At 72.1% G+C, this 26,239-nt stretch carries 33 protein-coding genes; 13 read left to right on the top strand and 20 right to left on the bottom strand.

The features are described 5' to 3' along the window. Nucleotides 1–21: 21 nt before the first annotated feature. Together AB0G02_RS02535 and AB0G02_RS02530 are read left to right on the top strand one after the other, a co-directional pair. Complete coding sequence (locus tag AB0G02_RS02535; RefSeq protein WP_360788239.1) at nt 22–396, top strand: metalloregulator ArsR/SmtB family transcription factor; 375 nt, start codon at nt 22–24, stop codon at nt 394–396. Then, nucleotides 393–830: a Fur family transcriptional regulator gene (locus AB0G02_RS02530; RefSeq protein ID WP_360788180.1), complete on the top strand. Its 438-nt coding sequence runs from the start codon at nt 393–395 to the stop codon at nt 828–830. The genes AB0G02_RS02535 and AB0G02_RS02530 overlap by 4 nt, the downstream gene beginning before the upstream one ends. Before the next feature lie 15 nt (nt 831–845). Here AB0G02_RS02530 and AB0G02_RS02525 read toward each other — a convergent pair whose 3' ends face one another. From AB0G02_RS02525 to hrcA, 19 genes are all read right to left on the bottom strand, one after another. Further along, on the bottom strand, nt 846–1,580 hold the full coding sequence (locus AB0G02_RS02525) for a TIGR03943 family protein (RefSeq protein WP_360788177.1): 735 nt from the start codon (nt 1,578–1,580) through the stop codon (nt 846–848). A gap of 13 nt (nt 1,581–1,593) precedes the next feature. Further along, the gene (locus AB0G02_RS02520) at nt 1,594–2,604 is read right to left on the bottom strand and encodes a permease (protein WP_360788174.1); all 1,011 of its coding nucleotides are present in this window, start codon (nt 2,602–2,604) and stop codon (nt 1,594–1,596) included. A gap of 63 nt (nt 2,605–2,667) precedes the next feature. Further along, nucleotides 2,668–3,093: a hypothetical protein gene (locus tag AB0G02_RS02515; RefSeq protein ID WP_360788171.1), complete on the bottom strand. Its 426-nt coding sequence runs from the start codon at nt 3,091–3,093 to the stop codon at nt 2,668–2,670. A gap of 43 nt (nt 3,094–3,136) precedes the next feature. After that, nucleotides 3,137–3,562, bottom strand: a complete 426-nt coding sequence (locus AB0G02_RS02510; RefSeq protein ID WP_360788168.1) for a hypothetical protein — start codon at nt 3,560–3,562, stop codon at nt 3,137–3,139. Nucleotides 3,563–3,661: 99 nt separating this feature from the next. Further along, the gene (locus AB0G02_RS02505) at nt 3,662–3,931 is read right to left on the bottom strand and encodes a hypothetical protein (RefSeq protein ID WP_360788165.1); all 270 of its coding nucleotides are present in this window, start codon (nt 3,929–3,931) and stop codon (nt 3,662–3,664) included. Then, complete coding sequence (locus tag AB0G02_RS02500) at nt 3,931–4,359, bottom strand: YbjN domain-containing protein (RefSeq protein WP_360788162.1); 429 nt, start codon at nt 4,357–4,359, stop codon at nt 3,931–3,933. The genes AB0G02_RS02505 and AB0G02_RS02500 overlap by 1 nt, the downstream gene beginning before the upstream one ends. Then, a complete protein-coding gene (locus tag AB0G02_RS02495) occupies nt 4,360–5,178 on the bottom strand; it encodes an isoprenyl transferase (RefSeq protein WP_360788159.1) in 819 nt (272 codons plus the stop codon). A 55-nt stretch (nt 5,179–5,233) separates the two neighbouring features. Further along, nucleotides 5,234–5,986, bottom strand: a complete 753-nt coding sequence (recO, locus tag AB0G02_RS02490; RefSeq protein ID WP_360788157.1) for a DNA repair protein RecO — start codon at nt 5,984–5,986, stop codon at nt 5,234–5,236. 19 nt (nt 5,987–6,005) lie between these two features. After that, complete coding sequence (gene era / locus AB0G02_RS02485; RefSeq protein ID WP_360788154.1) at nt 6,006–6,902, bottom strand: GTPase Era; 897 nt, start codon at nt 6,900–6,902, stop codon at nt 6,006–6,008. A gap of 148 nt (nt 6,903–7,050) precedes the next feature. Further along, nucleotides 7,051–7,380: a (2Fe-2S) ferredoxin domain-containing protein gene (locus tag AB0G02_RS02480; protein ID WP_360788151.1), complete on the bottom strand. Its 330-nt coding sequence runs from the start codon at nt 7,378–7,380 to the stop codon at nt 7,051–7,053. Then, nucleotides 7,381–7,713: a cytidine deaminase gene (locus AB0G02_RS02475; RefSeq protein ID WP_360788148.1), complete on the bottom strand. Its 333-nt coding sequence runs from the start codon at nt 7,711–7,713 to the stop codon at nt 7,381–7,383. Continuing rightward, nucleotides 7,706–9,004 (bottom strand): hemolysin family protein, encoded by a 1,299-nt coding sequence (locus tag AB0G02_RS02470; protein ID WP_360788145.1) that lies wholly within the window; start codon nt 9,002–9,004, stop codon nt 7,706–7,708. The genes AB0G02_RS02475 and AB0G02_RS02470 overlap by 8 nt, the downstream gene beginning before the upstream one ends. 13 nt (nt 9,005–9,017) lie before the next feature. Further along, the gene (ybeY, locus tag AB0G02_RS02465; protein WP_360788142.1) at nt 9,018–9,572 is read right to left on the bottom strand and encodes an rRNA maturation RNase YbeY; all 555 of its coding nucleotides are present in this window, start codon (nt 9,570–9,572) and stop codon (nt 9,018–9,020) included. 5 nt (nt 9,573–9,577) lie between these two features. Continuing rightward, a complete protein-coding gene (locus tag AB0G02_RS02460; protein ID WP_360788139.1) occupies nt 9,578–10,654 on the bottom strand; it encodes a PhoH family protein in 1,077 nt (358 codons plus the stop codon). 296 nt (nt 10,655–10,950) lie between these two features. Then, entirely contained in the window at nt 10,951–11,292 is a 342-nt protein-coding gene (locus AB0G02_RS02455; RefSeq protein ID WP_360788136.1) for a histidine triad nucleotide-binding protein, read from the bottom strand. Nucleotides 11,293–11,461: 169 nt separating this feature from the next. After that, nucleotides 11,462–12,160, bottom strand: coding sequence for an alpha/beta fold hydrolase (locus tag AB0G02_RS02450; protein WP_360788133.1), 699 nt, complete (start codon nt 12,158–12,160; stop codon nt 11,462–11,464). 200 nt (nt 12,161–12,360) lie between these two features. Beyond that, nucleotides 12,361–13,095 (bottom strand): 16S rRNA (uracil(1498)-N(3))-methyltransferase, encoded by a 735-nt coding sequence (locus tag AB0G02_RS02445; protein WP_360788131.1) that lies wholly within the window; start codon nt 13,093–13,095, stop codon nt 12,361–12,363. Continuing rightward, nucleotides 13,092–14,243 carry a molecular chaperone DnaJ gene (gene dnaJ / locus AB0G02_RS02440; RefSeq protein WP_360788128.1) on the bottom strand — a complete coding sequence of 384 codons (1,152 nt, stop codon included), beginning with the start codon at nt 14,241–14,243 and terminating at the stop codon, nt 13,092–13,094. The genes AB0G02_RS02445 and dnaJ overlap by 4 nt, the downstream gene beginning before the upstream one ends. A gap of 82 nt (nt 14,244–14,325) precedes the next feature. Continuing rightward, the gene (gene hrcA / locus AB0G02_RS02435; protein ID WP_360788126.1) at nt 14,326–15,348 is read right to left on the bottom strand and encodes a heat-inducible transcriptional repressor HrcA; all 1,023 of its coding nucleotides are present in this window, start codon (nt 15,346–15,348) and stop codon (nt 14,326–14,328) included. Nucleotides 15,349–15,458: 110 nt separating this feature from the next. On the opposite strand from hrcA, the gene AB0G02_RS02430 reads away from it, so the two are divergent. Then, nucleotides 15,459–16,193: a GNAT family N-acetyltransferase gene (locus tag AB0G02_RS02430; protein ID WP_360788123.1), complete on the top strand. Its 735-nt coding sequence runs from the start codon at nt 15,459–15,461 to the stop codon at nt 16,191–16,193. A gap of 15 nt (nt 16,194–16,208) precedes the next feature. On the opposite strand, the gene hemW is transcribed toward AB0G02_RS02430, so the two are convergent. Further along, a complete protein-coding gene (hemW, locus tag AB0G02_RS02425) occupies nt 16,209–17,423 on the bottom strand; it encodes a radical SAM family heme chaperone HemW (RefSeq protein WP_360788120.1) in 1,215 nt (404 codons plus the stop codon). Nucleotides 17,424–17,517: 94 nt separating this feature from the next. Here hemW and AB0G02_RS02420 point away from each other — a divergent pair, with 94 nt between their 5' ends. The 10 genes from AB0G02_RS02420 to AB0G02_RS02375 all read left to right on the top strand — a co-directional run bounded on the left by AB0G02_RS02420 (nt 17,518) and on the right by AB0G02_RS02375 (nt 26,025). After that, a complete protein-coding gene (locus AB0G02_RS02420; RefSeq protein WP_360453279.1) occupies nt 17,518–17,604 on the top strand; it encodes a putative leader peptide in 87 nt (28 codons plus the stop codon). Nucleotides 17,605–17,714: 110 nt separating this feature from the next. Further along, entirely contained in the window at nt 17,715–19,397 is a 1,683-nt protein-coding gene (locus tag AB0G02_RS02415; protein WP_360788117.1) for a nitrite/sulfite reductase, read from the top strand. Continuing rightward, nucleotides 19,394–19,552: an Insertion element protein gene (locus AB0G02_RS02410; RefSeq protein ID WP_360788115.1), complete on the top strand. Its 159-nt coding sequence runs from the start codon at nt 19,394–19,396 to the stop codon at nt 19,550–19,552. The genes AB0G02_RS02415 and AB0G02_RS02410 overlap by 4 nt, the downstream gene beginning before the upstream one ends. Next, nucleotides 19,549–20,250: a phosphoadenylyl-sulfate reductase gene (locus AB0G02_RS02405; RefSeq protein WP_360788112.1), complete on the top strand. Its 702-nt coding sequence runs from the start codon at nt 19,549–19,551 to the stop codon at nt 20,248–20,250. Before AB0G02_RS02410 ends, AB0G02_RS02405 begins: the two co-directional genes overlap by 4 nt. Next, complete coding sequence (gene cysD / locus AB0G02_RS02400; protein ID WP_360788109.1) at nt 20,247–21,182, top strand: sulfate adenylyltransferase subunit CysD; 936 nt, start codon at nt 20,247–20,249, stop codon at nt 21,180–21,182. Before AB0G02_RS02405 ends, cysD begins: the two co-directional genes overlap by 4 nt. Further along, nucleotides 21,183–22,526, top strand: coding sequence for a GTP-binding protein (locus AB0G02_RS02395; protein WP_360788106.1), 1,344 nt, complete (start codon nt 21,183–21,185; stop codon nt 22,524–22,526). It begins immediately after the preceding gene. A gap of 25 nt (nt 22,527–22,551) precedes the next feature. After that, nucleotides 22,552–23,628 (top strand): ABC transporter substrate-binding protein, encoded by a 1,077-nt coding sequence (locus AB0G02_RS02390; RefSeq protein WP_360788103.1) that lies wholly within the window; start codon nt 22,552–22,554, stop codon nt 23,626–23,628. Nucleotides 23,629–23,649: 21 nt separating this feature from the next. Continuing rightward, nucleotides 23,650–24,438 carry an ABC transporter ATP-binding protein gene (locus tag AB0G02_RS02385; RefSeq protein WP_360788100.1) on the top strand — a complete coding sequence of 263 codons (789 nt, stop codon included), beginning with the start codon at nt 23,650–23,652 and terminating at the stop codon, nt 24,436–24,438. After that, nucleotides 24,425–25,297: an ABC transporter permease gene (locus AB0G02_RS02380; RefSeq protein WP_360788097.1), complete on the top strand. Its 873-nt coding sequence runs from the start codon at nt 24,425–24,427 to the stop codon at nt 25,295–25,297. Before AB0G02_RS02385 ends, AB0G02_RS02380 begins: the two co-directional genes overlap by 14 nt. After that, on the top strand, nt 25,294–26,025 hold the full coding sequence (locus tag AB0G02_RS02375; protein WP_360788094.1) for a sirohydrochlorin chelatase: 732 nt from the start codon (nt 25,294–25,296) through the stop codon (nt 26,023–26,025). The genes AB0G02_RS02380 and AB0G02_RS02375 overlap by 4 nt, the downstream gene beginning before the upstream one ends. Nucleotides 26,026–26,239: the final 214 nt, after the last annotated feature.

Below are 26,239 nucleotides of genomic sequence, written 5' to 3'. Positions count from 1 at the left end.
GTCGGAGTGCGGGGGGAACACGTGCACTCCCCGGAACGCCGCGTACCACCACCGGCGCCGCGCAAGCCGACCCGGACCCTGTCCGCGGCCGGTGAGCTGCTGCGCGCGCTCGCCGCGCCGGTGCGGATCGCGATCGTGCTGCAACTGCGCGAGGCCGACCGGTGCGTGCACGAGCTGGTCGAGGCGCTGGGCGTGGCCCAGCCGTTGATCAGCCAGCACCTGCGGGTGCTCAAGGCCGCGGGCGTGGTGCACGGCGAGCGGCACGGCCGCGAGGTCGTGTACCGGCTCGTGGACGAGCACCTGGCCCACATCGTCGTGGACGCGGTGACCCACGTGGACGAGGGGCCGCGTGGTGTCGACCAGACCGACCGGACCCCCCGGACGGAGGAGATGTGACCACAAGCGAGCGTCCGACCACCGCGGTGCCCGGGCTGCGTTCGACCAAGCAGCGCACCGCCGTGTCCAAGCTGCTCGACTCGCTCGGTGAGTTCCGCTCGGCGCAGGAACTGCACGAGGAGCTGCGCAAGCGCGGCGAGGGCATCGGCCTGACCACGGTCTACCGCACGCTGCAGTCCCTCGCCGACGCGGGCGAGGTCGACGTGCTGCGCACCGACTCCGGCGAGGCGATCTACCGCCGCTGCTCGCAGCACCACCACCACCACCTGGTGTGCCGCAACTGCGGTCGCACGGTCGAGGTGGAGGGTCCGGCGGTGGAGAAGTGGGCCGACCGGGTCGCGGCGGAGAACGGGTTCGTCGAGGTCAGCCACACCGTGGAGATCTTCGGCACGTGCAGCGACTGCTGCGGCAAGGCCCAGGCCCGGTCCTCGTAGCGCCCCGCGCCCGGCTCAGCCCTCGTAGGTGTCCTCGGGCGCGGGGACCGGCACGACCCGCGCCACGGTGAACGTCGGCACGAACGCGCTCTCCCTGGTCGCTGAGCCGGGCACCACCCGGCCGGTGGCCTCGACCCACTGGTCGGTCGGCAGCGCGGCGAGGTCCTGACCCACCATCTTCGCCTTGACCGGCGAGGCGTCGGCGGCGCAGCAGGAGATGGTCAGCCGGGCGATGAACACGTCCGCGTCCTTGCGCACCACGAAGCCGGTCAGCTTGACCGTGCGGTCGTCCAGGGAGCCGGAGTCGTCCCACGCCGTGCGGGTGACGAACTCGGTGATGGTGAGCGGGACGACCTCGTCGGACGGCAGCGGCGCGAACCCGTTCGACGACTTGGCCTCCTGCGCGGCGTTGCGCTCGGACCGGTTGACCGTGTCCGCGCCGAGCGCCGGCGGGCTGATCAGGAACACCGCCAGCACGGGCAGCAGCAGCATCCACGGGCTGCGGGACGTGCCGTGCTCGTGCCCGCCGTGCTCGCCGGGGTGCCCGCCGTCCTCGCCCGCCTGCTCACGACCGCCGCGGATGTCCCGCGCGATCGACACCACGGCCAGCACCACCATGACCGCGCCGGTCGCCACCAGCCACGGCTGCAACGACTCCTTGACGTACCGCAGGTACGTGCCGGTCAGCGACAGCTTCAGCAGCGCGCCGCCGAGCAGCACCAGCAGGATGTTCTGCGTCTCACGCCTCATCGGTCCGCACCCCTCATAGGAACACCGCTCCCGCCACCAGCGCCGACGCGATCGCCACCACGAACGTGGCCGGGGCGAAGCGGACCGCGAAGGACCTGCCGAACGCGCCGGCCTGCAGCGCGACGAGCTTGACGTCGACCGCCGGGCCGACCACGAGGAACACCAGCCGGGGCAGCAGCGGCAACGCCGACATCGAGGCGGCGACGAACGCGTCCGCCTCGCTGCACAGCGCCAGCACCACGGCCAGCACCGACAGCACCACCACGGCCAGCACGACCTGGCCGCCCAGCGTCTCCAGCCACGCCTGCGGCACCAGGACGTTGAACACCGAGGCGAACACGCCGCCGAGCACGAGGAACCCGCCCGCGTCCACCAGGTCGTGCCGCGCGGTCTCGGCGAACACCGCCCAGCGGGACGTGCCGTCGTGGTCGGGCAGGCGGCGCAGCGCGCGTTCCGCGATCCACTCGGCCTTGCCGAACCGGGTCCACAACCAGCCCATCGCGACCGCGGTGAGCAGCGCACCGGCGAACCGCGCGGGCACCATGACCGGCGCGTTCGGGAACGCCACCGCCGTCGACACCAGCACGATCGGGTTCACCGCCGGCGCCGCGAGCAAAAACGTCAGCGCCACGGACGGCGCCACGCCCTGCTGCATCAGGCGGCGGGAGACGGGCACGGACGCGCACTCGCAGCCGGGCAGCGCGACACCCGCGACACCCGCGATGGGCACGGCCAGCGCGGTCCTGCTCGGCAACGCCCGGCGCAGCGCGCTCGCCGGCACGAAAGCCGCGATCGCACCGCTGATCAGGACGCCGAGCACCAGGAACGGCAGCGCCTGCACGCAGACCGCCACGAACACCGTGGACGCGGTCCGCAGCACCGGCACGTCGAGCACCCCGACCAGCCAGTCCTGCAACACCAGCGCCAGCACGAGCAGCGCGCAGAGCACTTCCAGCGAAGTGATCCTCCAGCGCGGCGGTGTGCGGCGCGGGCGTGATCCGCGGATCTCGCCAGTGATTGTCACTGTCGGGATGATGCCAGAGACCCGGCCGACCGCCCGGCAGTCGGCCGGGGGACGCGCCGCCGGTCAGGTCGAGAAGCCGCCGCCCTGGTACGCCTCCTGCACGCCGTTCCTGGTCAGCGTGGCGAACACGTTGACCACCGAGTTGGGGCGGAAGCACCCGGTGTGGTTCGGGAAGGGGGTGCACGCAGAGCCGGGGCCGGCGAACACCGTCCAGTGGGCGGGCTGGTCGGCGCACGAGATCGTGGTGGTCCCGCTGCCGATGACCGTGTCCATCAGCTGGAGGGCCGACACGTAGACGGTGGCCGTGCCCGTGGTGGTGGAGCAGGTGGCCGTCCCGTAGACCTGCAAGCCGGGCTGCGGGGAGCTGACGAGCGACACGCCGGTGGTGGTGATGCCCGCCGCGGCGACCGCCGTCCCGACCGGCGCCAACGACCACGCGGCCGCCGTCAACGCCGCTCCGACCAGCACCGCAAGTTTCCTGGCTCGCACGAGCACCTCCGGGCGCTGGTGGTGGGGCTGGCTCCCGGCCCGATCAGGTCGGGAAGGGTCCTCCGTGGGACGCCTCCGCCACACCGGCCCTGGTCAGCGTGGCGAACGCGCTGGCCAGCGAGTTGTGCTGGAAGCACCCGGAACCGGTGCCGGGGTAGAAGCACCCGGCCCCGGTGCTCGCGAACACCGACCAGTAGGCCGGTTGGTCCGCGCACGAGATGGTGGTGGTGCCGGATCCGAAGGCGTTCGCGCCGAGCAGGATCTGGAAGGCCGACACGTCGACCGTGCCGGTCCCGGTGGTGGTGGAGCAGGTGGCGGTCCCGACGACCCACAGGCCGTCGTCCGGGTAGTCACCGACCGAGACGCCGGTCACGGTGATGCCCGCCGCCGCCACCGCCGCACCAACCGGCACCAGCGACCAGGCGGCCGCGACCAGCGCCACCGCGACCGATGCGACAGCGGTCCTCACGGTCACGGGACACCTCCGGCAGGCACGGTCCCGCCACCGTAGCGAGGCGCGTCCCGGAACTCTGCCGTCGAAAGGGTGACGGCGTGGTCCCGGGAGCGGTCAGCCCTCCTCGGCCTCGTCGCGCAGCTCCGCGATGGTCGCCAGCACGTCCACCGCTTCCGTCACCGGCAGCAGCGGCTCGACCACGGCCGTGACGCCGCGGCTGGAGGCCAGCACCTCCTCGGCCAGCCTCACCGCGTCGTCGCGCTCGTACGGCCCGCACACGAAGGAGGCCCACTCCTCCCCCGCCGACGCCTCGAACGTGATGGCCCACGGCAGGCCCTCGACGTCGCTCTCGTCATCGGGCTCGTACACGATCACACCAGCCATCAGGCACCGTCCCCGGTTTCGGCCAGCAGCTCGTTGCGCAGCTGCGAGGCAGTGGACACGACCAACATCAACAACGTGCTCAACGGCTCCGGCTTGAGGCCCTCGGCCGGGAACGCGTACCGCAGCGTCACGTCCATCCCCCGCTCGGTGCGCACGACGCCGAGCGTGCCGAACAGGCCCTGACCTGCACGTTCGGCGGCGGACACGGCCAGGTTCCGGTCATCGGGCAGGTCCCACGCCACCACGCAGGTCAGGCTGAGCACGGTCAGGCCCTCGGCCAGCCGCATCGCCTGCACCGCGCACGGCACCTCGGCGTGCCGGAAGCTCAGCGCGCCGTCGTCGTCGACGTGCACCTCGTGGAACATCTCCAACGCCTCGCGGGCCGCGGTCAGCAGCTCCGCGGTCACCTTGGCGTCCTGGTCGGTCACTTAGGAATCCTCCACGTCGGGCTTGTCCACGGCGCCACCGAAGCGCCGGTCGCGCATGGCGTACGCCTCGCACGCACGCCACAGGTCCTGCCGGTCGAAGTCCGGCCACAGGATGTCCTGGAACACCATCTCCGCGTACGCCGACTGCCACAGCAGGAAGTTCGACGTGCGCTGCTCGCCGGACGGCCGGATGAACAGGTCCACGTCCGGCATGTCGGGCTGGTACAGGTACTTGGCGATGGTCCGCTCGTCGACCTTCTCCGGGTTGAGCTCGCCCGACGCCACCCGCCGGGCGATCTCCCGCGCGGCGTCACCGACCTCGGCCCGCCCGCCGTAGTTGATGCACATCGCCAGGTTCAGCACGTCGTTGTCCTTCGTGCGCTCCTCGGCGACCTCCAGCTCCTTGATGACGCTGCGCCACAGCCTCGGCCGCCTGCCCGCCCAGCGCACCCGCACGCCCAGCTCGTCCAGCTCGTCGGTGCGGTGGTGGATCACGTCCCGGCTGAAGCCCATCAGGAAGCGGACCTCCTCCGGGCTGCGCCGCCAGTTCTCCGTGGAGAACGCGTACAGCGACAGCCACTTCACGCCCATCTCGATGGCGCCCTTGGCCGCCTCGACCACGACGGCCTCGCCGCGCTTGTGCCCCTCGATGCGGGACAGGCCGCGCTGGTTGGCCCAGCGGCCGTTGCCGTCCATCACGATCGCGATGTGCCTGGGCACGAGGTCGACGGGCAGCACCGGGGGCGTGGCGCCGGTGGGGTGCGGTTCCGGGGGTCGGGGAACGCGCTGGACGCGCTCAACCCGCCGTCGGCGGAGCATGGCTGTCCTCTCGTGGGTGAGCTTCGGAGGGGGTTCGGTGGTGCGGCAGGCGACTCTAACCGTCCGCGGACTGCGCCTTTCGCTCGACCAACGGCAGCGAGCGCAGCTGCCGTTCCAGGTGCCACTGCAGGTGCGCGGCGACCAGCCCGCTGGCGTCGCGGCGGGCCCCGGTGGGGATGCCGTCCACCACGTCCCACCGGCCGTGCAGCAGCGCGGCGAGCAGGCGCAGGGTGTCGGCGGACGGCGAGGCGCTGCCGGGCGGGCGGCAGCGCGGGCACACCATGCCGCCCGCGTGCACGTTGAACGCCTTGTGCGGTCCCGGGTCGCCGCAGCGGGCGCACTCGTCGACCGCCGGCGCCCACCCCGCGAACGCCATCGCGCGCATCAGGTAGGCGTCCAGGATGAGCGACGCGTCCCGCTCCTTGGCCGCGAGGGCCCGCAGCGCGCCCGTGACCAGCAGGTACAGCCGCAGGACGGGTTCGCCCTCCTCGGACGTGAGCCGGTCGGCGGTCTCCAGCACCGCGCACGCCGCCGTGTAGCGCTGGTAGTCGTCCACCAGGACCACCCCGAACGCGTCCAGCGTCTCCACCTGGGTGATCACGTCCAGCGACCGGCCGGGGTAGAACTGCACGTCGACGTGCCCGAACGGCTCCAGCCGCGCGCCGAACCTGGACGACGTGCGGCGCACGCCCTTGGCCACCGCGCGCACCTTGCCGTGCCGCTGGGTGAGCAGCGTGATGATCCGGTCGGCCTCGCCGAGCTTGTGCACCCGCAGGACCACGCCCGTGTCCCGGTAGAGGTTCGCCACCTCCGCAACCCCAGTCCGCCTAGAAGCCGAGCCTGCGCAGCTGCTTCGGGTCGCGCTGCCAGTCCTTCGCGATCTTGATGTGCAGGTCGAGGTAGACGCGCGTGCCGAGCAGCTTCTCGATGTGCCTGCGCGAGGTGATGCCGACCTGCTTGAGGCGCTCACCGCGGTGGCCCAGGATGATCGCCTTCTGGCTGGGGCGCTCCACGAACACGTTGGCGTGGATGTCCACCAGGTCGTCGCGCCCCTCGCGGGGCAGCATCTCCTCGACCACGACGGCGATCGAGTGCGGCAGCTCGTCCCGCACGCCCTCCAGCGCGGCCTCCCGGATCAGCTCCGCGACCAGGGTCAGCTCGGGCTCGTCGGTCAGCTCGCCGTCCGGGTACAGCGCCGGGCCCTCGGGCAGCTTGCCCAGCACCAGGTCCGCCAGGGCGTCCACCTGGTAACCGTCCACGGCGGACACCGGGATCAGGTCCGCGAAGTCCATCACCCGCTGCAACGACAGCAGCTGCTCGGCCACCTGCTGCTGGCTCACCAGGTCGGTCTTGGTGACGATGCCGATGACCGGCGTGCGCTTGGCGATCTTCTCCAGCTCGGCGGCGATGAACTTGTCACCGGGGCCGACCTTCTGGTCCGCGGGCACGCAGAACCCGACCACGTCCACCTCCGACCACGTCTCCCGCACCAGGTCGTTGAGGCGCTGGCCGAGGAGCGTGCGGGGCCGGTGCAGGCCGGGTGTGTCCACGAGCACCAGCTGGCCGTCCTCGCGGTGCACGATGCCCCGGATGGTGTGCCGGGTGGTCTGCGGCTTGCTCGACGTGATCGCGACCTTGGTCCCGACCAGCGCGTTGGTCAACGTCGACTTGCCTGCGTTGGGGCGGCCGACGAAGCACGCGAACCCGGAGCGGTAACCATCCATCCGTCCATTGTCCCCGCCCGCGCCGGCCGCGCCGCGTCAGCCCTCTTCAGGCGGCGGCGGGAGCACGCGCACCCGTCCGGCCGGCGCCGGTCCGCCCCCTCACCGGCGGGCGGCCCGGTCCTCACGGTCGTGGCCCGGGGCTCGCCGCTCAGGGCCGCTGCGCGGGCGGCCGGACGCGGTTCAGCTCCAGCGCGTCCGGCATCGGGCCGCCGTCGACGAGCCACCGCTCCAGGTCGTCCATCACCGCGTCGTGCAGCACGAAGCCCAGCCACACCGGCTTCCCGCCCGCCGGCTTCACCACGATCACGTTCGAGTCCTCGCACGCGTCCAGGCAGTCGGCGGTGCGCACGCGCACCCTGCCGCCGGACCGCTCGGCCAGCGCCCGCAACCGCCGCAACTGCTCCTCGTGGTCGTAGTCCGGGTGCTTCTTGACGGTGCCGCAGCAGCAGCCGCGGCACACCGTGACGTAGTCCCGCACCTACACGGTCTCCTGCACGGCACCCGACGCGTCGGCGCGCAGCACGGGCGCACCGGCCGTCAGGTCGCGCACCGCGGCCACCGAGTCGGCGTCGACCTCCGCGGACGCCGTGACGACGGCCGCCGCCTCCAGGCCCTCCGCCCCGCTGGACACCGCCGCGGCCACGGCGGCCTGCAACGCGGTCAGCTTCAGCGACGGCAGCGCGACGGTGGTCGCCGCGTAGGTCCGACCGTCGGTGTCCCGGACCGCCGCACCCTCGGCGGCACCCGTGCGGGCACGGGCCGAGCGCGCCAGCGTGACGATCTTCTGGTCCTCCGGGTCGAGGTCACTCACCGCTGGTCCCCTCGCTGTTGTCACCGTTGTGCACCGGGCGCACCAGCACCGTCGTGATGCGCATCCGCCCGCGTTCGTCCTTGCCGCCCTCGGCCCGCATCCGCAGACCCGCGATCTCGGCCTCCGTGCCGGGCAGCGGCACGCGGCCCAGGCGCTGGGCCAGCAGACCGCCCACGGTCTCCACCTCGTGGTCGTCCAGCTCCGTGCCGAACAACGCGTCCAGGTCGTCCACCGGCAACCGGGCGCTGACCCGCACCGAACCGTCGTCCAGGTGCTCCACCGGGGGCCGGTCGTCGGTGTCGGACTCGTCGGTGATCTCACCGACGATCTCCTCCAGGATGTCCTCGATCGTGAGCAGCCCCGCCGTGCCGCCGTACTCGTCCACCACGACCGCCAGGTGGTTGCGCGACAGCTGCATCTCCCGCAGCAGGTCCGCGATCGGCTTCGAGTCCGGGATGAACGACGCCGGCTTCATCACCTCCGCGACCGACGTGCCGTTCGGCTCCTCGGCCAACGTCAGCCGCACCAGGTCCTTGAGGTTCACCACGCCGACGATGTCGTCCACGCTCTCCCCGATCACCGGCACCCGCGTGTACCCGGTGCGCAGCGACAGGGCCAGCGCCTGCCGGATCGACTTGATCTGCTCGATCCACACGATCTCGGTGCGCGGCACCATCACCTCGCGCGCGATCGTGTCGCCCAGCTCGAAGACCGAGTGGATCATCTCCCGCTCGCCCTCGTCCACGACGCCGCGCTCCTGCGCCATGTCGACCAGCTCGCGCAGCTCCACCTCGGACGAGAACGGACCCTCGCGGAAGCCCCGGCCCGGCGTGATCGCGTTGCCGACCAGGATCAGCAGCCTGCTCAACGGCCCCAGCACGCGGCCGAGCACCCGGATCGGGCCCGCCGCGAGCAGGCTCACCGCGTACGGGTGCTGCCGACCGATCGTCCGCGGACCCACGCCCACCAGCACGTACGACACCACGAGCATGCTCAGCCCGGCGACCAGCATGGCCACCCAGTCGGTGTCGACGAGCCCCAGGCACACCACCGTCACCAGCACCGTCGCCGCCAGCTCGCAGCCCAGGCGCAGCAACAGCAGCAGGTTCACGTGCCGCGGCCGGTCGCCCAGCAGCGCGATCAGCTGCCCGGCACCCGCCCGGCCCTGCCGCTGCAACGCCTCCACCCGGGCCCGCGACACCGTGCCCAGCGCCGCGTCCACCCCGGCGAACGCGCCCGCCGACAGCACCAGCACCGCGGCCAACACCAGCAAGCCGGCCGAACCGCCCATCACGCCGGCCGCCTCAGGCTGTCGGGTCGGGCCGGTCCGCGTCCTCCAGGCCGACCGCCCCGAGGAGCTTCGAGTCGGCCTCGCGCTGCGCCGACTTGCGCTCCGCCTCGGCCGCCGCCGTGCGGAAGTCGCCCAGGATGCGGTTCTGCAACGTGAACATCTCCCGCTCCTCGGCGGGCTCGGCGTGGTCGTAGCCGAGCAGGTGCAGCACGCCGTGCACGGTCAGCAGGTGCAGTTCGTCCAGCAGGCTGTGGCCCGCCTTCTTGGCCTGGTCCTTGGCGAAGTCCGGGCACAGCACGATGTCGCCCAGCAGCGCCGGACCGAGGCCCGCCGCGTCCGGGCGACGGGCCGAGTCCAGCTCGTCCATCGGGAACGCCATGACGTCCGTCGGGCCGGGCAGGTCCATCCAGCGCTGGTGCAGGTCCGCCATCACGTCCAGCTCCACCAGCAGGACGGACAGCTCGGCCAACGGGCTGACGCCCATCCGGTCCAGGGCGAACCGGGCGGCGGCGACGATGGACGGCTCGTCCACGGTCACGCCCGACTCGTTCGCGATCTCGATGCTCACGACGCCTATCGTCCCCGGCGCTGCCCTCGGGACCGCGCACCGGGTCCTGCGTGGTGCTGGTGCCGGTCGGCCGCGTCACCCTCGTCCTGCTCGACCTGCCACTTCTCGTAGGCGTCCACGATGTCCGCGACCAGCCGGTGCCGGACCACGTCGTTGCTGGTCAGGACGGAGAAGTGGACGTCCTCCACGCCTTCGAGGATGTCCCGGACGACCTTCAGGCCGCTGCGCTGCCCACCGGGCAGGTCGACCTGGGTGATGTCGCCGGTCACCACGATCTTCGAGCCGAAGCCCAATCGGGTGAGGAACATCTTCATCTGCTCGGGCGTGGTGTTCTGCGCCTCGTCCAGGATGATGAACGCGTCATTGAGGGTGCGACCGCGCATGTAGGCCAGTGGGGCGACCTCGATCGTGCCCGCCTGGGTCAGGCGCGGGATCGACTCGGGGTCGACCATGTCGTGCAGCGCGTCGTAGAGGGGGCGCAGGTACGGGTCGATCTTCTCGTACAGCGTGCCGGGCAGGTAGCCCAGCCGCTCGCCCGCCTCGACCGCCGGCCTGGTCAGGATGATCCGGTTGACCTGCTTGGCCTGCAGCGCCTGCACGGCCTTCGCCATGGCCAGGTAGGTCTTGCCGGTGCCCGCGGGCCCGATGCCGAACACCACGGTGTTCTGGTCGATCGCGTCCACGTAGTGCTTCTGGTTCAGCGTCTTCGGCCGGATCGTGCGGCCGCGCCGGGAGATGATGTCGAGGCTCAGCACCTCGGCGGGCGACTCGGCGGTGCCCGCGGACAGCATCGCGACCGTGCGGCGGACCGTGTCCTGGCCCACCTGCTGACCGCGGCTGGCGAGCGTGACCAGCTCGGAGAACACCCGTTCGGCGAACGCCACGTCGGCCGGTTGCCCGGAGAGCGTGATCTCGTTGCCGCGCACGTGCACGTCGGCGACCAGCAGTTCCTCCGCGAGCCGGAGGTTCTCGTCACGCGATCCGAGCAGGGCGAGCACCGCGCCGTCGGGCACGGCGAACTTGGACTGGGCGTCGGCCGCGGTCGGGGCTGTCTGCGGCGTGTTGTCAGCGGTACCGGCCACGTGGCCTCGGGCCCTCTTCCTGCGCGTTCGCGCCGTGCTCGGGTGGGTTCTGCCTACTGTCAACGATGCTAGCCGTCCCCACCGACACTCCGCACCGGAGTAAGGACGCGCCCGGCGTGGCGGGTGCGGGCAGGTCGGGCCCGTCCACCCCTGCGGACCTGCCCGTTCACCTCCGGTGCGCGGTGGGTCGGCCGTGCTCGCGGAACCGGTCCCGCCGTGCGCCGGAACCGGTTCCGGGCTGCTCGCGGCCCCGCGCGCGAGTCGGTACGGCAACCCGCTGCGCGCTCTGGGTCGGATCAGGCCAGCGGGCCGAGCCTGCGACCGCCGAGGACGTGCAGGTGGGCGTGGAAGACGGTCTGGCCCGCGTCCTCGCCGGTGTTGAACAGCAGCCGGTAGCCGCTGTCCGCGACGCCCTCGGACTTGGCCACCTCGCCGGCGGCCAGGAACAGGTCGTCCAGCACGGTGGGCGCGGTCGCGGCCAGTGCCGCCGCGTCGGGTGCGTGCACCTTGGGCACCAGCACGACGTGCGTCGGGGCTTGCGGGGCGATGTCGCGGAACGCCAGCGTGGTGTCGGTCTCGTGCACCACGGTCGCCGGGATCTCACGGGCGACGATGCGGCAGAACAGGCAGTCGGACATGGCTCCGCAGGCTACCCACCCCGGCGGTCGCGCCGTCCTGAGCGTTCAACTCGGGTGTCCTGAACGTAGGACTCTCGCGACGTGGACGTAGGACTCTCGCGAGAGTCCTACGTTCGGAGCGCGCGTGTCGTGCGTTCAGGACGCGTGTGGTGAGCGTTCAGGTGAGTGGTCAGGTGGTTGGTGGGCGGGACGTGTGGCGGGCCAGGCGGAGGGTGGCGTCGCGGCACGTGGCCCAGGCGGCGGTGCCCGGGGTGATCAGGGCCATGTGGTCGGTGGCGGGCAGGGCGATCAGCTCCGCCCCGGAAGCCCGGGCGAAGGCCTCGCTCTGCGCGAACGGCACGTCCTCGTCGTCCTCGCCGTGCACCAGGACCATCGGTTTCGCGATGGGGAGCTGGGCGGCGGGCGAGGCGTCGGCGTAGCGGTCGGGGACCTCGTCCGGCGTGCCGCCGAGCAGCTCGGCCGCGCGGCGGGTGATCTGCGGGTGCTGGAGGAAGTCGAGCACGCCCGCCTGCGAGACGGCGCCGACCACTCGCGGGTGGCGCGCGGCGGCCCACACGGCCAGGTGCCCGCCGGCGGAGTGACCGAGCGTGACGACCGGGCCGAGCGCCGGGTCGAGGGCGTCGATCGCGGCGAGCACGTCGTCCCCGGTCTCGGGCCAACCACCGCCTCCGGTTACCCGCCGGTACTCGATGGCGTACGCGGCCACGCCGTGAACGACCAGGTCGGCGGCCAGCGGGCGGCCGAGTTCCACTCCATAACGCTGATGCCAAAAACCACCATGGATTACCACGACGACGGGAAAAGATTCACCACGCGGCGCGGAATACTCGCCGAACTGGCTCGGGTGGGATCCGTAGGCGATGCGCAATCGACACCATCCTGAAGGCAAAAAGAGGCCGCGTCGCGGTGGGACCTGGGGGTCGTCCCACCACGACGCGGCGGCGCCGGACCGAGGGGGGAGGTGTCCGGCGAGTCGGTCGAAGGATCGATCGTGGTTAGCCCGACGCGACCCCTCTGCCATGAGAGTAACCCCTGCGTCAGGTGTTCGCCAGAAGGGAGCAAGCCCCATTACCGCCAGCGATCGGTCAGCACACCCAGCGCACCCAAAGCGACCGCCGCGGCGGTCGACGCTCGCAGAACGGTGGGGCCCAGTCGCACAACGTGCGCGCCCACCCCGGTCAACGTGGACAATTCCTCGTCGGTGATGCCGCCTTCCGGTCCGACGACGAGCAGCACATCCCCCGAAGTCGGCAGCTGAACCGATCCGAGGGCCGCCGAAGAGGATTCGTGCAAAACCAGCGTGGCCGCCGAAGAGGACGCCAACCGCGCCAACCCGGACGTCGAAACGGGTTCCGCGACCGACGGCACGCGCGCCCGGCGGGCCTGCTTGGCCGCCTCACGCGCGGTGCTGCGCCAGCGTTCGAGGGCCTTCGCCCCGCGCGGGCCGTCCTCCCACTTGGTCACGCAGCGCGAGGCACGCCACGGCACGACGGCGTCGACACCGGCCTCGGTGGCCAGTTCGACGGCCAGCTCGCCCCGGTCGCCCTTCACCAGGGCCTGCGCGACCACCACCCGCACGGACGGCTCGGGCACGACCCACCGCTCGACGACGCGCAGCCGCAGGGAGTCCTTCGACGCCTCCGCGACCACGCAGCGCACCTGGGCGCCGCTGCCGTCGGAGAGCACCAGCTCCTCCCCCGCGCGCAACCGCCGCACGGTCGCCGCGTGCCGCCCCTCGGGGCCGTCCAGGACGGCCTCGTCACCGGGTGGCAGCGCGGCGACCAGGAAGACCGGCAGGGTCACCGGTGGTTGCGGCCGGCGCGCAGCCGGGAGAACAGCCCGCCGCCGCCCTTGCCGTTGTGGGCGAGCGTCGGCTCGTCCTCACCGCGCACCGAGGCCAGCTCGCGCAGCAGTTCGGCCTGCCGGGCGTCGAGCTTGGTCGGCGTCACGACCTCCAGGTGGACGTGCAGGTCGCCGCGGCCGTCGATGCGCCCGCTGGAGCGCAGCCGGGGCATGCCGCGCCCGGTGAGCACCAGCTCGGTGTTCGGCTGGGTGCCGGGCTCGATCTCCAGCTCCTCCTCGCCGTCCAGGGTCGCCAGCGGCAGCACGGCGCCCAGCGCGGCGGTCGTCATCGGGATGCGCACCGAGCAGTGCAGGTTCGAGCCCTCGCGCTCGAAGACCTCGTGCGGCACCTCCTCGACCTCGACGTACAGGTCGCCCGCCGGTCCGCCGCCGGGGCCGACCTCGCCCTGGCCCGCGAGCCGCACCCGCATGCCCTCGGCCACACCGGCCGGGATCTGGACCGAGATGGTGCGCCGCGAGCGCACCCGGCCCTCGCCCGCGCACTGCTGGCACGGGTCCGGGATGACCTCGCCCAGACCGCGGCACACCGGGCACGGCCGGGCCGTCACGACCTGGCCGAGGAAGGAGCGCTGCACCGACTGCACCTCGCCCCGCCCGCCGCACGTGTCGCAGCGCACCGGGGACGAGCCCTCGGCGCACCCGCTGCCCACGCACCGGTCGCACAGGATCGCCGTGTCGACGGTCAGCTCGCGCGACGCGCCCGCCGCGCACTCCTCCAGCGTCATCGACAGCCGGATCAGCGCGTCCGAGCCGGGCTGCACGCGGCTGCGCGGACCGCGCCCGCCACCGCCGCCCGCGCCGAAGAACGCGTCCATGATGTCGCCGAGACCGAATCCCGCGAACGGGTCGCCGCCGCCGCGCATCCCACCGCCGCCGGGCTCCAACGGGTCGCCGCCCAGGTCGACGACCTGCCGCTTCTTGGGGTCCGACAGGACCTCGTAGGCGGCGGTCACCTCCTTGAAGCGCGCTTCCTCGTTGGGGTTGACGTCGGGGTGCAGCTGCCGCGCGAGCTTGCGGTAGGCGCGCTTGATCTCGTCGGGAGTCGCGTTCTTCGAGACCCCGAGCGTGCCGTAGTAGTCCCTCGCCACCGTGTTTCCTCCTGCGAACGCGCTTCGACACGCGCTCGCTCGCTTGCGAAACGTCCTGCGGGACCGCGGTGTTCCCCCGCTGTCACCGTCCGGTCAAGATCTCCCCCACGTAGTTGGCGACCGCTCGCACCGCCGCCATCGTGCCGGGGTAGTCCATGCGGGTCGGCCCGACCACGCCCATGCCACCGAGCAGGTTGTCCCGGCTGCCGTAGCCGATGGACACGACCGAGGTGCTGCGCATCTCGGCCGCTTCGTTCTCCTCGCCGATGTGCACCAGGATCCGACCGGGGTCGCGGGCCGCGGCGAGCAGCTTAAGCACCACGACCTGCTCCTCCAGCGCCTCGAGCACCTGGCGCAGCGAACCGGGGAAGTCTGCCACGTTGCGGGTGAGGTTCGCGGTGCCACCCAGCACGAGGCGCTCCTCGGGGTGCTCCACCAGCGATTCGATGAGCACGGTGCTGACCCGCAGCACGATGTCGCGCAGCTCGCCCGGCGCCTCGTCGGGCAGCTTCGCGACCTCGGCGGAGGCGTGCGACAGGCGCTTGCCGACCATGGCGCCGTTGAGCATGGACCGGACGCGGGCCACGTTGTCCTCGCTGATCACGTCGCCCAGGTCGACGGAGCGCTGGTCCACCCGACCGGTGTCGGTGATCAGCACCAGCATCAGCCGGGCGGGTGTGATGGCGAGCACCTCGATGTGGCGCACGGTCGAGCGGCTGAGCGTCGGGTACTGGATGACGGCGACCTGGCGGGTGAGCTGGGCCAGCAGCCGGACGCTGCGCCGCAGCACGTCGTCGAGGTCGTAGGCGCCTTCGAGGAAGTTCTGGATGGCCTTGCGCTCGGGCGTGGACAGCGGCTTGACCTCGCTGAGCCGGTCCACGAACAGGCGGTAGCCCTTGTCGGTGGGCACGCGGCCCGCGCTGGTGTGCGGCTGGGTGATGTACCCGTCCTCCTCCAGCGACGCCATGTCGTTGCGCACGGTCGCGCTCGAAACGCCCAGGTTGTGCCGCTCGACCAGCGCTTTCGAACCGACTGGCTCCTGGTTCGAGACGTAGTCGGCGACGATTGCGCGCAGTACTTCGAACCGGCGCTCATCGGCGTTCACGCGCGTCACCTCCACGACGTACCGGGCTGCTTCACCTCGAGTTTACGGAGGTTCGGGCCGGGATCGGAAAACCCGGTCGCCGGGCTTCGGGCCGGTCGGTAGCTTCCGGTGTGCTCACTCGCATCCAAGCCGCCCTGCGCGACGCCGTCCGGGCCGATGCCGAGCGCGTCGGACCGTTCCTGATCCGCTTCGACGCGCACAGCGACAACCCGTTCATGAACTACGCCGTGCCCGACGAGGGCGCCGCGCCGACGGGCGCCGAGGTCGACGCCCTGGTGGCGGCGTTCCGGGCGCGGTCGCGCACACCGAGGCTGGAGTACCTGCGGCCGTCCCCGGTGGTGGACGCGGCGCTGGAGGCGGCCGGGTTCGCGGTGGACCAGCTGCTGCCGGTGATGGCGATCGACGACCTGACCGCGCCGCCGCGGCCGGCCGGGCTGACCGTCGAGGCGGTCACCTCGGACGACGACCTGCTCGCCGTGTCGGTGGTGCAGAACACGGCGTTCGGCGTCGGCGGGACGGCGGGGGCGGAGGACGTGGCGCGGCAGCGGTCGTTGTTGCGCGACGGCGGGGTGGTCGTGCTGGCCCGGTGGGACGGCGTGCCGGCGGGCGCCGGGGCGTGCACCGCGCCGCACTACGACCTGTCGCAGGTGGCGGGCATCGCGGTGCTGCCGGAGTTCCGGCGGCGCGGCGTGGCGTCGGCGGTCTGCGCGGACCTGACCGCGAGGGTGTTCGACTCCGGCTGCACGCCGTTCCTGGAGACCGAGCCGGACGGGAAGGTGACCCGCCTCTACGGGCCGTTGGGCTACCGGACGATCGGTCACTCGGCGTCGGTCACGCTGGGGTGACCGGCCGCCGGGCGATCAGGTGAGCCGGTGCACGACGGCGTCCGCGAGCAGGCGGCCCCGGTCGGTGAGCACGCAGCGGCCCCGGTCGAGGGCGGACGGGTCGAGCAGGCCGTCCGCGGCGGCGGTCTTGGCCTCGGCCTGGCCGTCGGGGTCGAGCACGTCGAGCGGCAGGCCGGTCGCCAGGCGCAGCTCCAGCAGGACGCGTTCCACCCGGCGGTCGTCCTCGTCGAGCACCTCGCGTCCCGCGGCGGGTGACGCGCCGGTGGCCAGCAGCTCGCTGTACTTCGCCGGGTGCTTGACGTTCCACCAGCGCACGCCGCCCACGTGGCTGTGCGCGCCGGGGCCCGCGCCCCACCAGTCCGCGCCCTGCCAGTACAGCAGGTTGTGCCGGCAGGCGGCGTCGGCCGACGCGGCCCAGTTCGACACCTCGTACCAGGTCAGGCCCTGTGCGGCCATGGCGGCGTCGATCAGCTCGTACTTGTCGGCCAGCACGTCGTCGTCGGGCATCGGCAGCTCGCCGCGCCGGACCCGCCGGGCCAGCGCCGTGCCCTCCTCCACGATCAGCGCGTACGCCGACACGTGGTCCACGCCCGCGTCGCGCACGGCGTCCAGGGACGACCGGAGGTCCGCGACCGTCTCGCCCGGCGTGCCGTAGATGAGGTCGAGGTTCACGTGGTCGAAGCCGGCCGCACGGGCCTCCTGGGCGGCGGCCACCGGGCGGCCCGGGGTGTGGACGCGGTCGAGCACCGCCAGCACGTGCCGGGCGGCGGACTGCATGCCGAGGGAGACGCGGGTGTAACCCGCGTCACGAATGGAGGAGAAGAACTCGGGCGAGGTCGACTCCGGGTTCGACTCCGTAGTCACCTCCGCACCCGGCGCGAGGCCGAACGACGACCGCACGGCGTCGAGCACTCGGCCCAACCCCGTTGAGCCGAGCAGCGAGGGTGTGCCGCCGCCGACGAACACCGTGTCCGCCATCGGTGGAGCGCCCAGCACGGACGCCGCGAGGTCCAACTCGCGCCGCAGTCCCTCCAACCAGGACGCCGGGGAGGCGGAAGTACCCAGCTCACCGGCGGTGTAGGTGTTGAAGTCGCAGTAGCCGCAGCGGGTCGCGCAGAACGGGACGTGGACGTAGACGCCGAACGGGCGTTCACCCAGACCGGTGAGCGCGGAGGCGGGGAGCGAGCCGTCGGGGGGCGCGGGATCACCGATCGGCAGAGCGGAGGGCATGGGCCCCATTGTCCCATTTACCAGGGCCGGGAACGCCGTCCCACGATGCGGATGACGGTAGACCACGACGTGGACGCGTGGCACGCTGACCGACATGACATCGACCGGAGTCCGCCTGGTGGTCCGCCGCCACGTCGACTTCCGCCGTGTCTCCAGCGCGATGTGCCGTCGTTCGGCATAACCCGCGCCTGCCGTTTTTCCCGTCGGCGCCGGGTGCGCTGACGAGACCCCCACCACAGCTCTCCCGGGACTCGCACGCGCACCAGCGCCCCGAATCCCCGGAGGACGAGGATGGTCCCCCCGACGACGACGCCTCAGCGCACCAAGCAGCGCCGAGGTGAGGGGCAGTGGGCGCTGGGCTACCGCGAGCCGCTGAACCCGAACGAGCGGAGCAAGAAGGACGACAACCCGCTCAACGTCCGGGCGCGGATCGAGAACATCTACGCCCACGGCGGCTTCGACTCGATCGACCCGGCCGACCTGCGCGGACGTTTCCGCTGGTACGGCCTGTACACCCAGCGCAAGCCCGGCATCGACGGCGGTCGCACGGCGACGCTGGAGCCGGAGGAGCTGGACGACGAGTACTTCATGCTGCGCGTCCGCATCGACGGCGGCAAGCTCACCACGCAGCAGCTCGCGCTGATCGGTGAGCTGTCCCAGACCTACGCGCGGGACACGGCCGACATCACCGACCGGCAGAACGTGCAGTACCACTGGATCCGCATCGAGGACGTCCCGACGATCTGGCGGAAGCTGGAGGACGCGGGCCTGACCACGATGGAGGCCTGCGGCGACAGCCCGCGCGTCATCCTCGGCTCGCCGGTGGCGGGCATCGCGGAGGACGAGGTGATCGACGGCACGGCCGCGATCGACGAGATCCTGCGCCGCTACATCGGTGACCCGCGCTTCTCGAACCTGCCGCGCAAGTTCAAGACGGCGATCTCGGGCCTGCCGGACACCGCGCACGAGATCCACGACGTGGCGTTCGTCGGCGTCGAGCACCCCGAGCACGGCCCCGGCTTCGACCTGTGGGTCGGCGGCGGCCTGTCCACCAACCCGATGCTCGGCAAACGGCTGGGCGCGTGGGTGCCGTCGGAGGAGGTGCCGGAGGTGTGGGAGGGCGTGATCAGCGTCTTCCGCGACTACGGCTACCGCAGGCTGCGGCACCGGGCCCGGATCAAGTTCCTGGTGGCCGACTGGGGCGTCGAGAAGTTCCGCGAGGTCCTGGAGACCGAGTACCTCAAGCGCGCGCTGGTCGACGGTCCCGCACCGGAGGTCCCCGCGACCCCGCGCGACCACATCGGCGTGCACCGGCAGAAGGACGGCCTGTTCTACGTCGGCGCGGCGCCGATCGCGGGCCGGGTGTCCGGCTCCACGCTGGTCGAGGTGGCCAAGGTCGCGGAGCGGGCGGGCTCGGGCCGGGTGCGGTTGACGCCGCAGCAGAAGCTGGTCGTGCTGGACGTGCCCGAGTCCGAGGTCAAGGGGCTCCAGGCGGACCTGGCGAAGCTGGGGCTGCAGACCGAGCCGTCGCCGTGGCGGCGCGGCGTGATGGCGTGCACGGGCATCGAGTTCTGCAAGCTCGCGATCGTCGAGACCAAGGCGCGCGCGGTGGACCTGGTGTCCGCGCTGGAGTCGCGGCTGGCGGACGTGGTGGACGGCGTCACCGAGCCGATCTCGGTGCACATCAACGGCTGCCCGAACTCGTGCGCCCGGATCCAGACCGCGGACATCGGCCTCAAGGGCCAGATCGTGACCGACGCCGACGGCAGGCAGGTCGAGGGCTTCCAGGTGCACCTGGGCGGCGGACTGGGCCTGGACGCGGGCTTCGGCCGCAAGCTGCGCGGCCACAAGGTGACCGCGCTGGAGCTGTCGGACTACGTCGAGCGCGTGGTGCGCAACTTCGTCGCCAAGCGGGAGCCCGACGAGCGGTTCGCGCAGTGGGTCGCCCGGGCCGACGAAGGCGACCTGAAATGACCGAGCGGGCCACGCCTTTCTACTGCCCCTATTGCGGCGAGGAGGACCTTCGTCCGCAGGAGGAGCCCGGCCACGCGTGGCTGTGCGTCTCCTGCCGCCGCGTCTTCACCGTCAAGTTCGTTGGTCTCAACCTTCCACAGGAGGTGCAGCGATGACCGCCCCCACCAGGGACGAGGAACTGAAGGTGATCGCGGAGGTCGCTTCGGTCGAGCTGGCGCAGGCCAGTGCCGAAGAGGCGCTCGCGTGGACCGCCCGCACGTTCGGCGAGAGCTGGATCGTCGCGTCGAACATGCAGGACGCCGTCCTGGTCGACCTGGCCACCAAGGTCAAGCCGGACGTGGACGTGCTGTTCCTGGAGACCGGCTACCACTTCGCCGAGACCATCGGCACGCGGGACGCCGTCGACCTGGTCTACCCGGACGTGCACATCGTCAACGCGGCCGCCGAGCAGTCGGTGGCCGACCAGGAGGCGCAGTTCGGCCTGCTGAACCGGACCGACCCGAACCGGTGCTGCGAGCTGCGCAAGGTCATCCCGCTGCGGCGCACGCTGAACAACTACGACGCGTGGGTCACCGGCGTGCGCCGCGTGGACGCGCCGACCCGGGCGAACACGCCGATCGTGCAGTGGGACGACCGCAACGGGCTGGTGAAGATCAACCCGATCGCGCCGTGGTCCGACGACGAGTTCAACGCCTACATCGCCGAGCACGGGATCCTCGAGAACCCGCTCGTGCAGGCGGGTTACCCCTCCATCGGCTGCGCGCCGTGCACCGCGAAGCCACTGCCGGGCTCCGACCCGCGCAGCGGCCGGTGGGCGGGCCTGGCCAAGACCGAATGCGGGCTGCACGGATGACCACCGAAGATCTGCTCGCAGGACCGAGCGGGAGCACTGCGACACTCGACACGCTGGGCCGCCTCGAGTCCGAGGCGATCCACATCTTCCGCGAGGTGGCGGGCGAGTTCGACCGACCGGTGATCCTGTTCTCCGGCGGCAAGGACTCCACCCTCCTGCTGCACCTCGCGGTGAAGGCCTTCTGGCCCGCGCCGGTGCCGTTCCCGCTGCTGCACGTCGACACCGGGCACAACTTCCACGAGGTCATCGAGTTCCGCGACCAGGTGGTGGCCCGGCACGGGCTGCGCCTGGAGGTCGCCAAGGTCCAGGACTACATCGACGACGGCCGGCTGGCCGAGCGGCCCGACGGCACCCGCAACCCGTTGCAGACCGTGCCGCTGCTGGACGCGATCACCGGCCACAAGTTCGACGCGGTGTTCGGCGGCGGTCGCCGGGACGAGGAGCGGGCCCGCGCCAAGGAGCGGATCTTCAGCCTGCGCAACTCCTTCGGCCAGTGGGAGCCGCGCCGGCAGCGCCCGGAGCTGTGGAACCTCTACAACGGCCGCCACCGCCCCGGTGAGCACGTCCGGGTGTTCCCGCTGTCCAACTGGACCGAGCTGGACGTGTGGCACTACATCGCCCGCGAGGGCATCGAGCTGCCGTCGATCTACTACGCCCACCGCCGCGAGGTCTACCTGCGCGACGGGATGTGGCTGGCGGAAGGCCCGTGGGGCGGTCCCCGCGAGGGCGAGCAGCTGATCGAGAAGACCATCCGGTACCGGACCGTCGGCGACGGGTCGTGCACCGGCGCGGTCGAGTCCGACGCCACCGACATCGAGGCCGTCATCGCGGAGGTTGCGGCCAGCAGGCTCACCGAGCGCGGCGCGACCCGCGCGGACGACCGGCTGTCCGAGGCCGCCATGGAAGACCGCAAGCGGGAGGGCTACTTCTAGATGAGCGACCTGTTGAGGTTGGCGACGGCGGGCAGCGTGGACGACGGCAAGTCCACGCTGGTCGGCAGGTTGCTGTACGACACCAAGTCGGTGCTGGCCGACACCCTGGACGCGGTGCACCGCGCCAGCGCGGACCGCGGCCTGACCACCCCGGACCTGTCGCTGCTGGTGGACGGCCTGCGCTCGGAGCGCGAGCAGGGCATCACCATCGACGTGGCCTACCGCTACTTCGCCACGCCGAAGCGCTCGTTCGTGCTGGCCGACACCCCAGGCCACGTGCAGTACACCCGCAACACGGTCACCGGCGCTTCCACCGCGCAGCTCGGCGTGCTGCTGGTCGACGCGCGCAAGGGCGTCATCGAGCAGACCCGGCGGCACGCGGCCGTGCTGGCCCTGCTGGGCGTGCCGCGCCTGGTGCTGGCGGTCAACAAGATCGACCTGGTGGACTTCGACGAGGTCACGTTCGCCCGGATCGCCAAGGAGTTCACCGCGCACGCCACCGCCCTCGGGTACGCCGAGGACTCCGTGGTGGAGATCCCGGTGTCCGCGCTGGCGGGCGACAACGTGGTGGAGCGCTCCGAGCGGACCCCGTGGTACTCCGGCCCGACCCTGCTGGAGCACCTGGAGTCGGTCCCGGTCGAGCCGGACGCGCACGACGCGCCGTTCCGCTTCCCGGTCCAGTACGTGATCCGCCCGCGCACCGCCGAGCACCCGGACTACCGCGGTTACGCGGGCCAGGTCGCGGCGGGCACCGTGCGGGTGGGCGACGAGGTCGCCGTGCTGCCCGCCGGGCTGCGCTCGACGGTGACCGGCATCGACACCGCCGACGGCCCGCTCCGAGAGGCCGCGGCCGGCCAGTCGGTGACCCTGCTGCTGGAGCACGACCTGGACATCTCGCGCGGCGAGCTGATCGCCACCGCCGCGCAGCAGCCGACGGTGACCGACGAGTTCGACGCGACCGTGTGCTGGCTGTCGGAGAAGGCGCTGAAGCCGGGCGCCCGGGTCCTGGTCAAGCACGGCACGCGGACCGTGCAGGCCATCGTCACCGAGCTGCGCACCCGGTTCGACGAGCAGAAGCTCGCCAGCACCGACGCGCCGGACTCGCTGACGCTGAACGAGATCGGCCAGGTGGTGCTGCGCACCGCGGAGCCGATCCCGGTGGACGACTACACGAAGGACCGCCGGACGGGGGCGTTCCTGATCATCGACGCCGCCGACGGCAGCACGCTGGCCGCAGGGCTCGTGGGTGCTCCGCTGCCGGAGGTGGACGGTGTGGACGACTGTACCGAGGGCGGCGACGCCGCCCGGAACGACGACCACGCCCTCGTCTCCCCCGGTCCCTGACCACCCAAGAAAGGCCACCGCCGCAGTGAGCAGCCGCATCCTGACCAAGTCACTGGCCATCGCCACCGCCTTCCTCGCCCTGGCCGCCTGCTCCCGGGCGGACACCGGCGTCGACAACGCCGCCCCCGCGCAGGACAAGGGCGCGGCGACGGAGATCCGCCTCGGCTACTTCCCGAACGTCACCCACGCCGCCGCGCTGATCGGCGTCGACAAGGGCCTGTTCGCCAAGGAGCTCGGTGACACCAAGCTCACCACCCAGACGTTCAACGCCGGTCCGGAGGCGGTGAACGCGCTGCTCGGTGAATCGCTGGACGCGACGTTCATCGGCTCCGGCCCGGCGATCAACGCCTACGCCAAGTCCAAGGGCGAGGCGGTCCGGCTCGTCTCGGGCGCCACGTCCGGCGGCGCGCAGCTCGTGGTGAAGCCCGAGATCACCTCAGCCGCCGACCTCAAGGGCAAGGTCATCACCACCCCGCAGCTCGGCAACACGCAGGACGTCGCGCTGAAGAAGTGGCTGGCGGACCAGAAGCTGGCCGTCGGCGCGGGCGCGGACCAGGTCAACGTCACCAACACGGAGAACGCCCAGTCGCTCGACCTGTTCAAGAAGGGCGACGTGCAGGGCGCGTGGGTGCCCGAGCCGTGGTCCTCGCGGCTGGTGCTCGACGCGGGCGCGAAGGTGCTGCTGGACGAGAAGGAGGTCTGGGAGGGCGGCAAGTTCCCGACCACCGTCCTGCTGGTGCGCACCAAGTTCCTCCAGGAGCACCCGCAGACCGTCGAGGCGCTGCTGCGCGGCCACCTCGCGGCCACCGACTTCGCCCTGAACAACAAGGTCGAGGCCAAGCAGGTCGTCAACAAGGCGTTGAAGGAGCTCACCGGCAAGGCGCTGGGCGAGCCGGTGCTGGACCGGGCGTTCGACAACATCGAGCTCACGCTGGACCCGCAGGCCAAGAGCTTCCCGCAGCTGGCCGAGGACGCGGTGACCGCCGGGGTGTCGAAGGAGGCCGCTGACGTGGCGGGCCTCGCCGACTTCACGCTGCTGAACAAGGTGCTCTCGGCGGCGGGCAAGCCGACCGTGGACACCGCCGGGCTGGACAAGAAGTAACTCGAGGAAGGCAGGCACACCATGACCGCCACGCTTGAGAACCCGCCCGCCGTCTCCGAGGTGGAGGCCGCGGTGACCTTGTCCGGGGTGCGGAAGGTCTTCGGCCACGGTGCGGGCGGCGTCGTCGCGCTCGACGGCGTCGACCTGTCGGTGGCTCCGGGCGAGTTCGTGTGCCTGCTGGGCGCGTCCGGCTGCGGCAAGTCGACCTTGCTCAACCTGGTCGCCGGGCTGGACGCGCCGTCCTCGGGCCGCATCGAGCTGACCACGTCGCGGCCCGCGGTGATGTTCCAGGAGGCCGCGCTGATGCCGTGGCTGACCGCGGCGCGCAACGTGGAGCTGCCGCTGCGGCTGGCGGGTCTCAAGCGCGGTCCGCGGCGGGAGAAGGCCAGCGAGCTGCTGTCGCTGGTGCGGCTGGTCGGCGCGGACCACAAGCGCCCGCACGAGCTGTCCGGCGGCATGCGGCAGCGCGTGGCGCTGGCGCGCGCCCTGGCGTCCACGCAGGGCAGCGCCCAGGCCGGCACGCCCGGCCTGCTGCTGATGGACGAGCCGTTCGCCGCGCTGGACGCCATCACCCGCGACGTGCTGCAGTCCGAGCTGGTGCGCGTGTGGCGGGAGACGTCGACCGCGATCCTGTTCGTCACGCACGACGTGCGCGAGGCCGTGCGGCTGGGTCAGCGGGTCGTGCTGCTGTCGTCCCGTCCCGGCCGGGTGGTGCGCGAGTGGTCGACCGTGGACTGCGACGAGCCCGCCGTCATCGAGGACATCACCACCCATCTGCGAGAGGTGATCAGCGGTCATGCCGCAGCTTGACACGGACCTCGCGGCGGTCGGCGCCGGCCTGGACGCGCTGGACGCGCCGTCGGGCGAGCGGCGGCCGTCGTGGCGCAAGCGGTTCGTCCGGACCGCCCTGCCGCCGCTGATCGCGTTCGCCCTGCTGCTCGGCGTGTGGCAGGCGTTGTGGGCGATGGCGTTCTGGCCGGAGTACCAGCTGCCCTCGCCCGGGTCGGTGTGGGCGGCGGTGGTCGAGGCCGTGCAGACCGGTCGGGCGTTCGAGGTGCTGTGGACCTCGGTCAGCCGGGCCGTCCTGGGGTTCCTGACCGCCGTCGTGATCGCCACCCCGCTCGGGTTGCTGATCGCCAAGGTGCGGGTGGTGCGGGCGGCGATCGGGTCGTTGCTGACCGGTCTGCAGTCGCTGCCGTCGGTGGCGTGGGTGCCCGCGGGCATCCTGTGGTTCGGCGCGACGCCCACGACCATCTACTTCGTGGTGCTGATGGGTTCGGTGCCCTCGATCGCGAACGGCCTGGTGTCGGGCGTCGACCAGATCCCGCCGCTGCTGCCGCGGGTCGGGCAGGCGCTGGGCGCGGGTCGGATGGCCGCGGCCAGGCACATCCTGCTGCCGGCAGCCCTGCCGGGTTACCTGGCGGGGTTGAAGCAGGGGTGGGCGTTCTCGTGGCGGTCGCTGATGGCGGCGGAGATCATCGCCACGTCGCCGCAGCTCGGTGAGGGCCTGGGGCAGTACCTGCACAACGGGTCGGCGTTGAACGACATCTCGATGGTGATCGCGGCGATCTTCCTGATCCTGCTGGTCGGCGTCGGGATCGAGCTCCTGGTGTTCCGGCCGCTGGAGCGGGCGGTGCTGCGGGCGCGCGGGTTGACGGGGGCGCTGTGACCGCGTTGGTGGCCGTGGCGCACGGCAGTCGTGACCCGCGGTCGGCGGCCGTGGTGCACTCGTTGTTGGACGTGGTGCGGGCGATGGCGCCGTCGGTGGACGTGCGCGGGTCGTTCCTGGACCTCTCCGTGCCGCTGCTGGGTGACGTGCTGCGGCAGGTGTACGCGGACGGTCACCGTTCGGCGGTGGTCGTGCCGTTGTTGTTGGGCAAGGCCTTCCACGCGCGGGTCGACGTGCCGGGTGCCGTGGCGGACGCCCGGTTGCCCGCGCTGGACGTGACGATCTCCGACGTCCTCGGCCCGGACCCGCGCCTGGAGTCGGCGGCGCTGCGCCGGCTGGCGTCGGTGGGCGTCCGCTCCCGTGACCGCACGTTGGGCGTCGTCCTGGCCGGCGCGGGTTCGTCGCACGCACCGGCCAACGCGCTGGTCGCCTCCATCGCGGCCCGGTGGGCGGCGGGTTCCGGCTGGGCGGGCGTGGAGGCCGCCTTCGCGTCGGCCGCCTCGCCGGACGTGCCGACCGCCGTCGAACGCCTGCGTGCCAGGGGCGCGCGCCGCATCGCCGTGGCGTCGTGGTTCCTGGCCCCGGGCTTCCTCCCGGACCGCGTGACCCGCCTGGCGGGCGAGGGCGCGATCATCGCCCCACCACTGGGCCCGGACCCGGAAGTGGCCGAACTCATCCTGCACCGCTACCAGGCCGCCTCCGTCACCACCCTGGCCCACACCGCCTGACCGCGAGAGTCCTACCTCCACGCCGCGAGAGTCCTACCTCCACGCCGCGAGAGTCCTACCTCCACGCCGCGAGAGTCCTACCTCCACGCCGCGAGAGTCCTACGTTCACGTCGCGAGAGTCCTACGTTCACAGCACCTGAGTTCAACGCTCGCGCAACGCCACCCGGGCGCCTCGCGTGGGCTGAGCGTTGAACTCACCGGTCGTGGACGTAGG

Source organism: Actinosynnema sp. NPDC023658, from assembly GCF_040639995.1.
Lineage (GTDB): Bacteria > Actinomycetota > Actinomycetes > Mycobacteriales > Pseudonocardiaceae > Actinosynnema.
The sequence above is the reverse complement of the archived record's forward strand: the minus strand, read 5'-3'. Positions and strand labels throughout refer to the sequence as shown.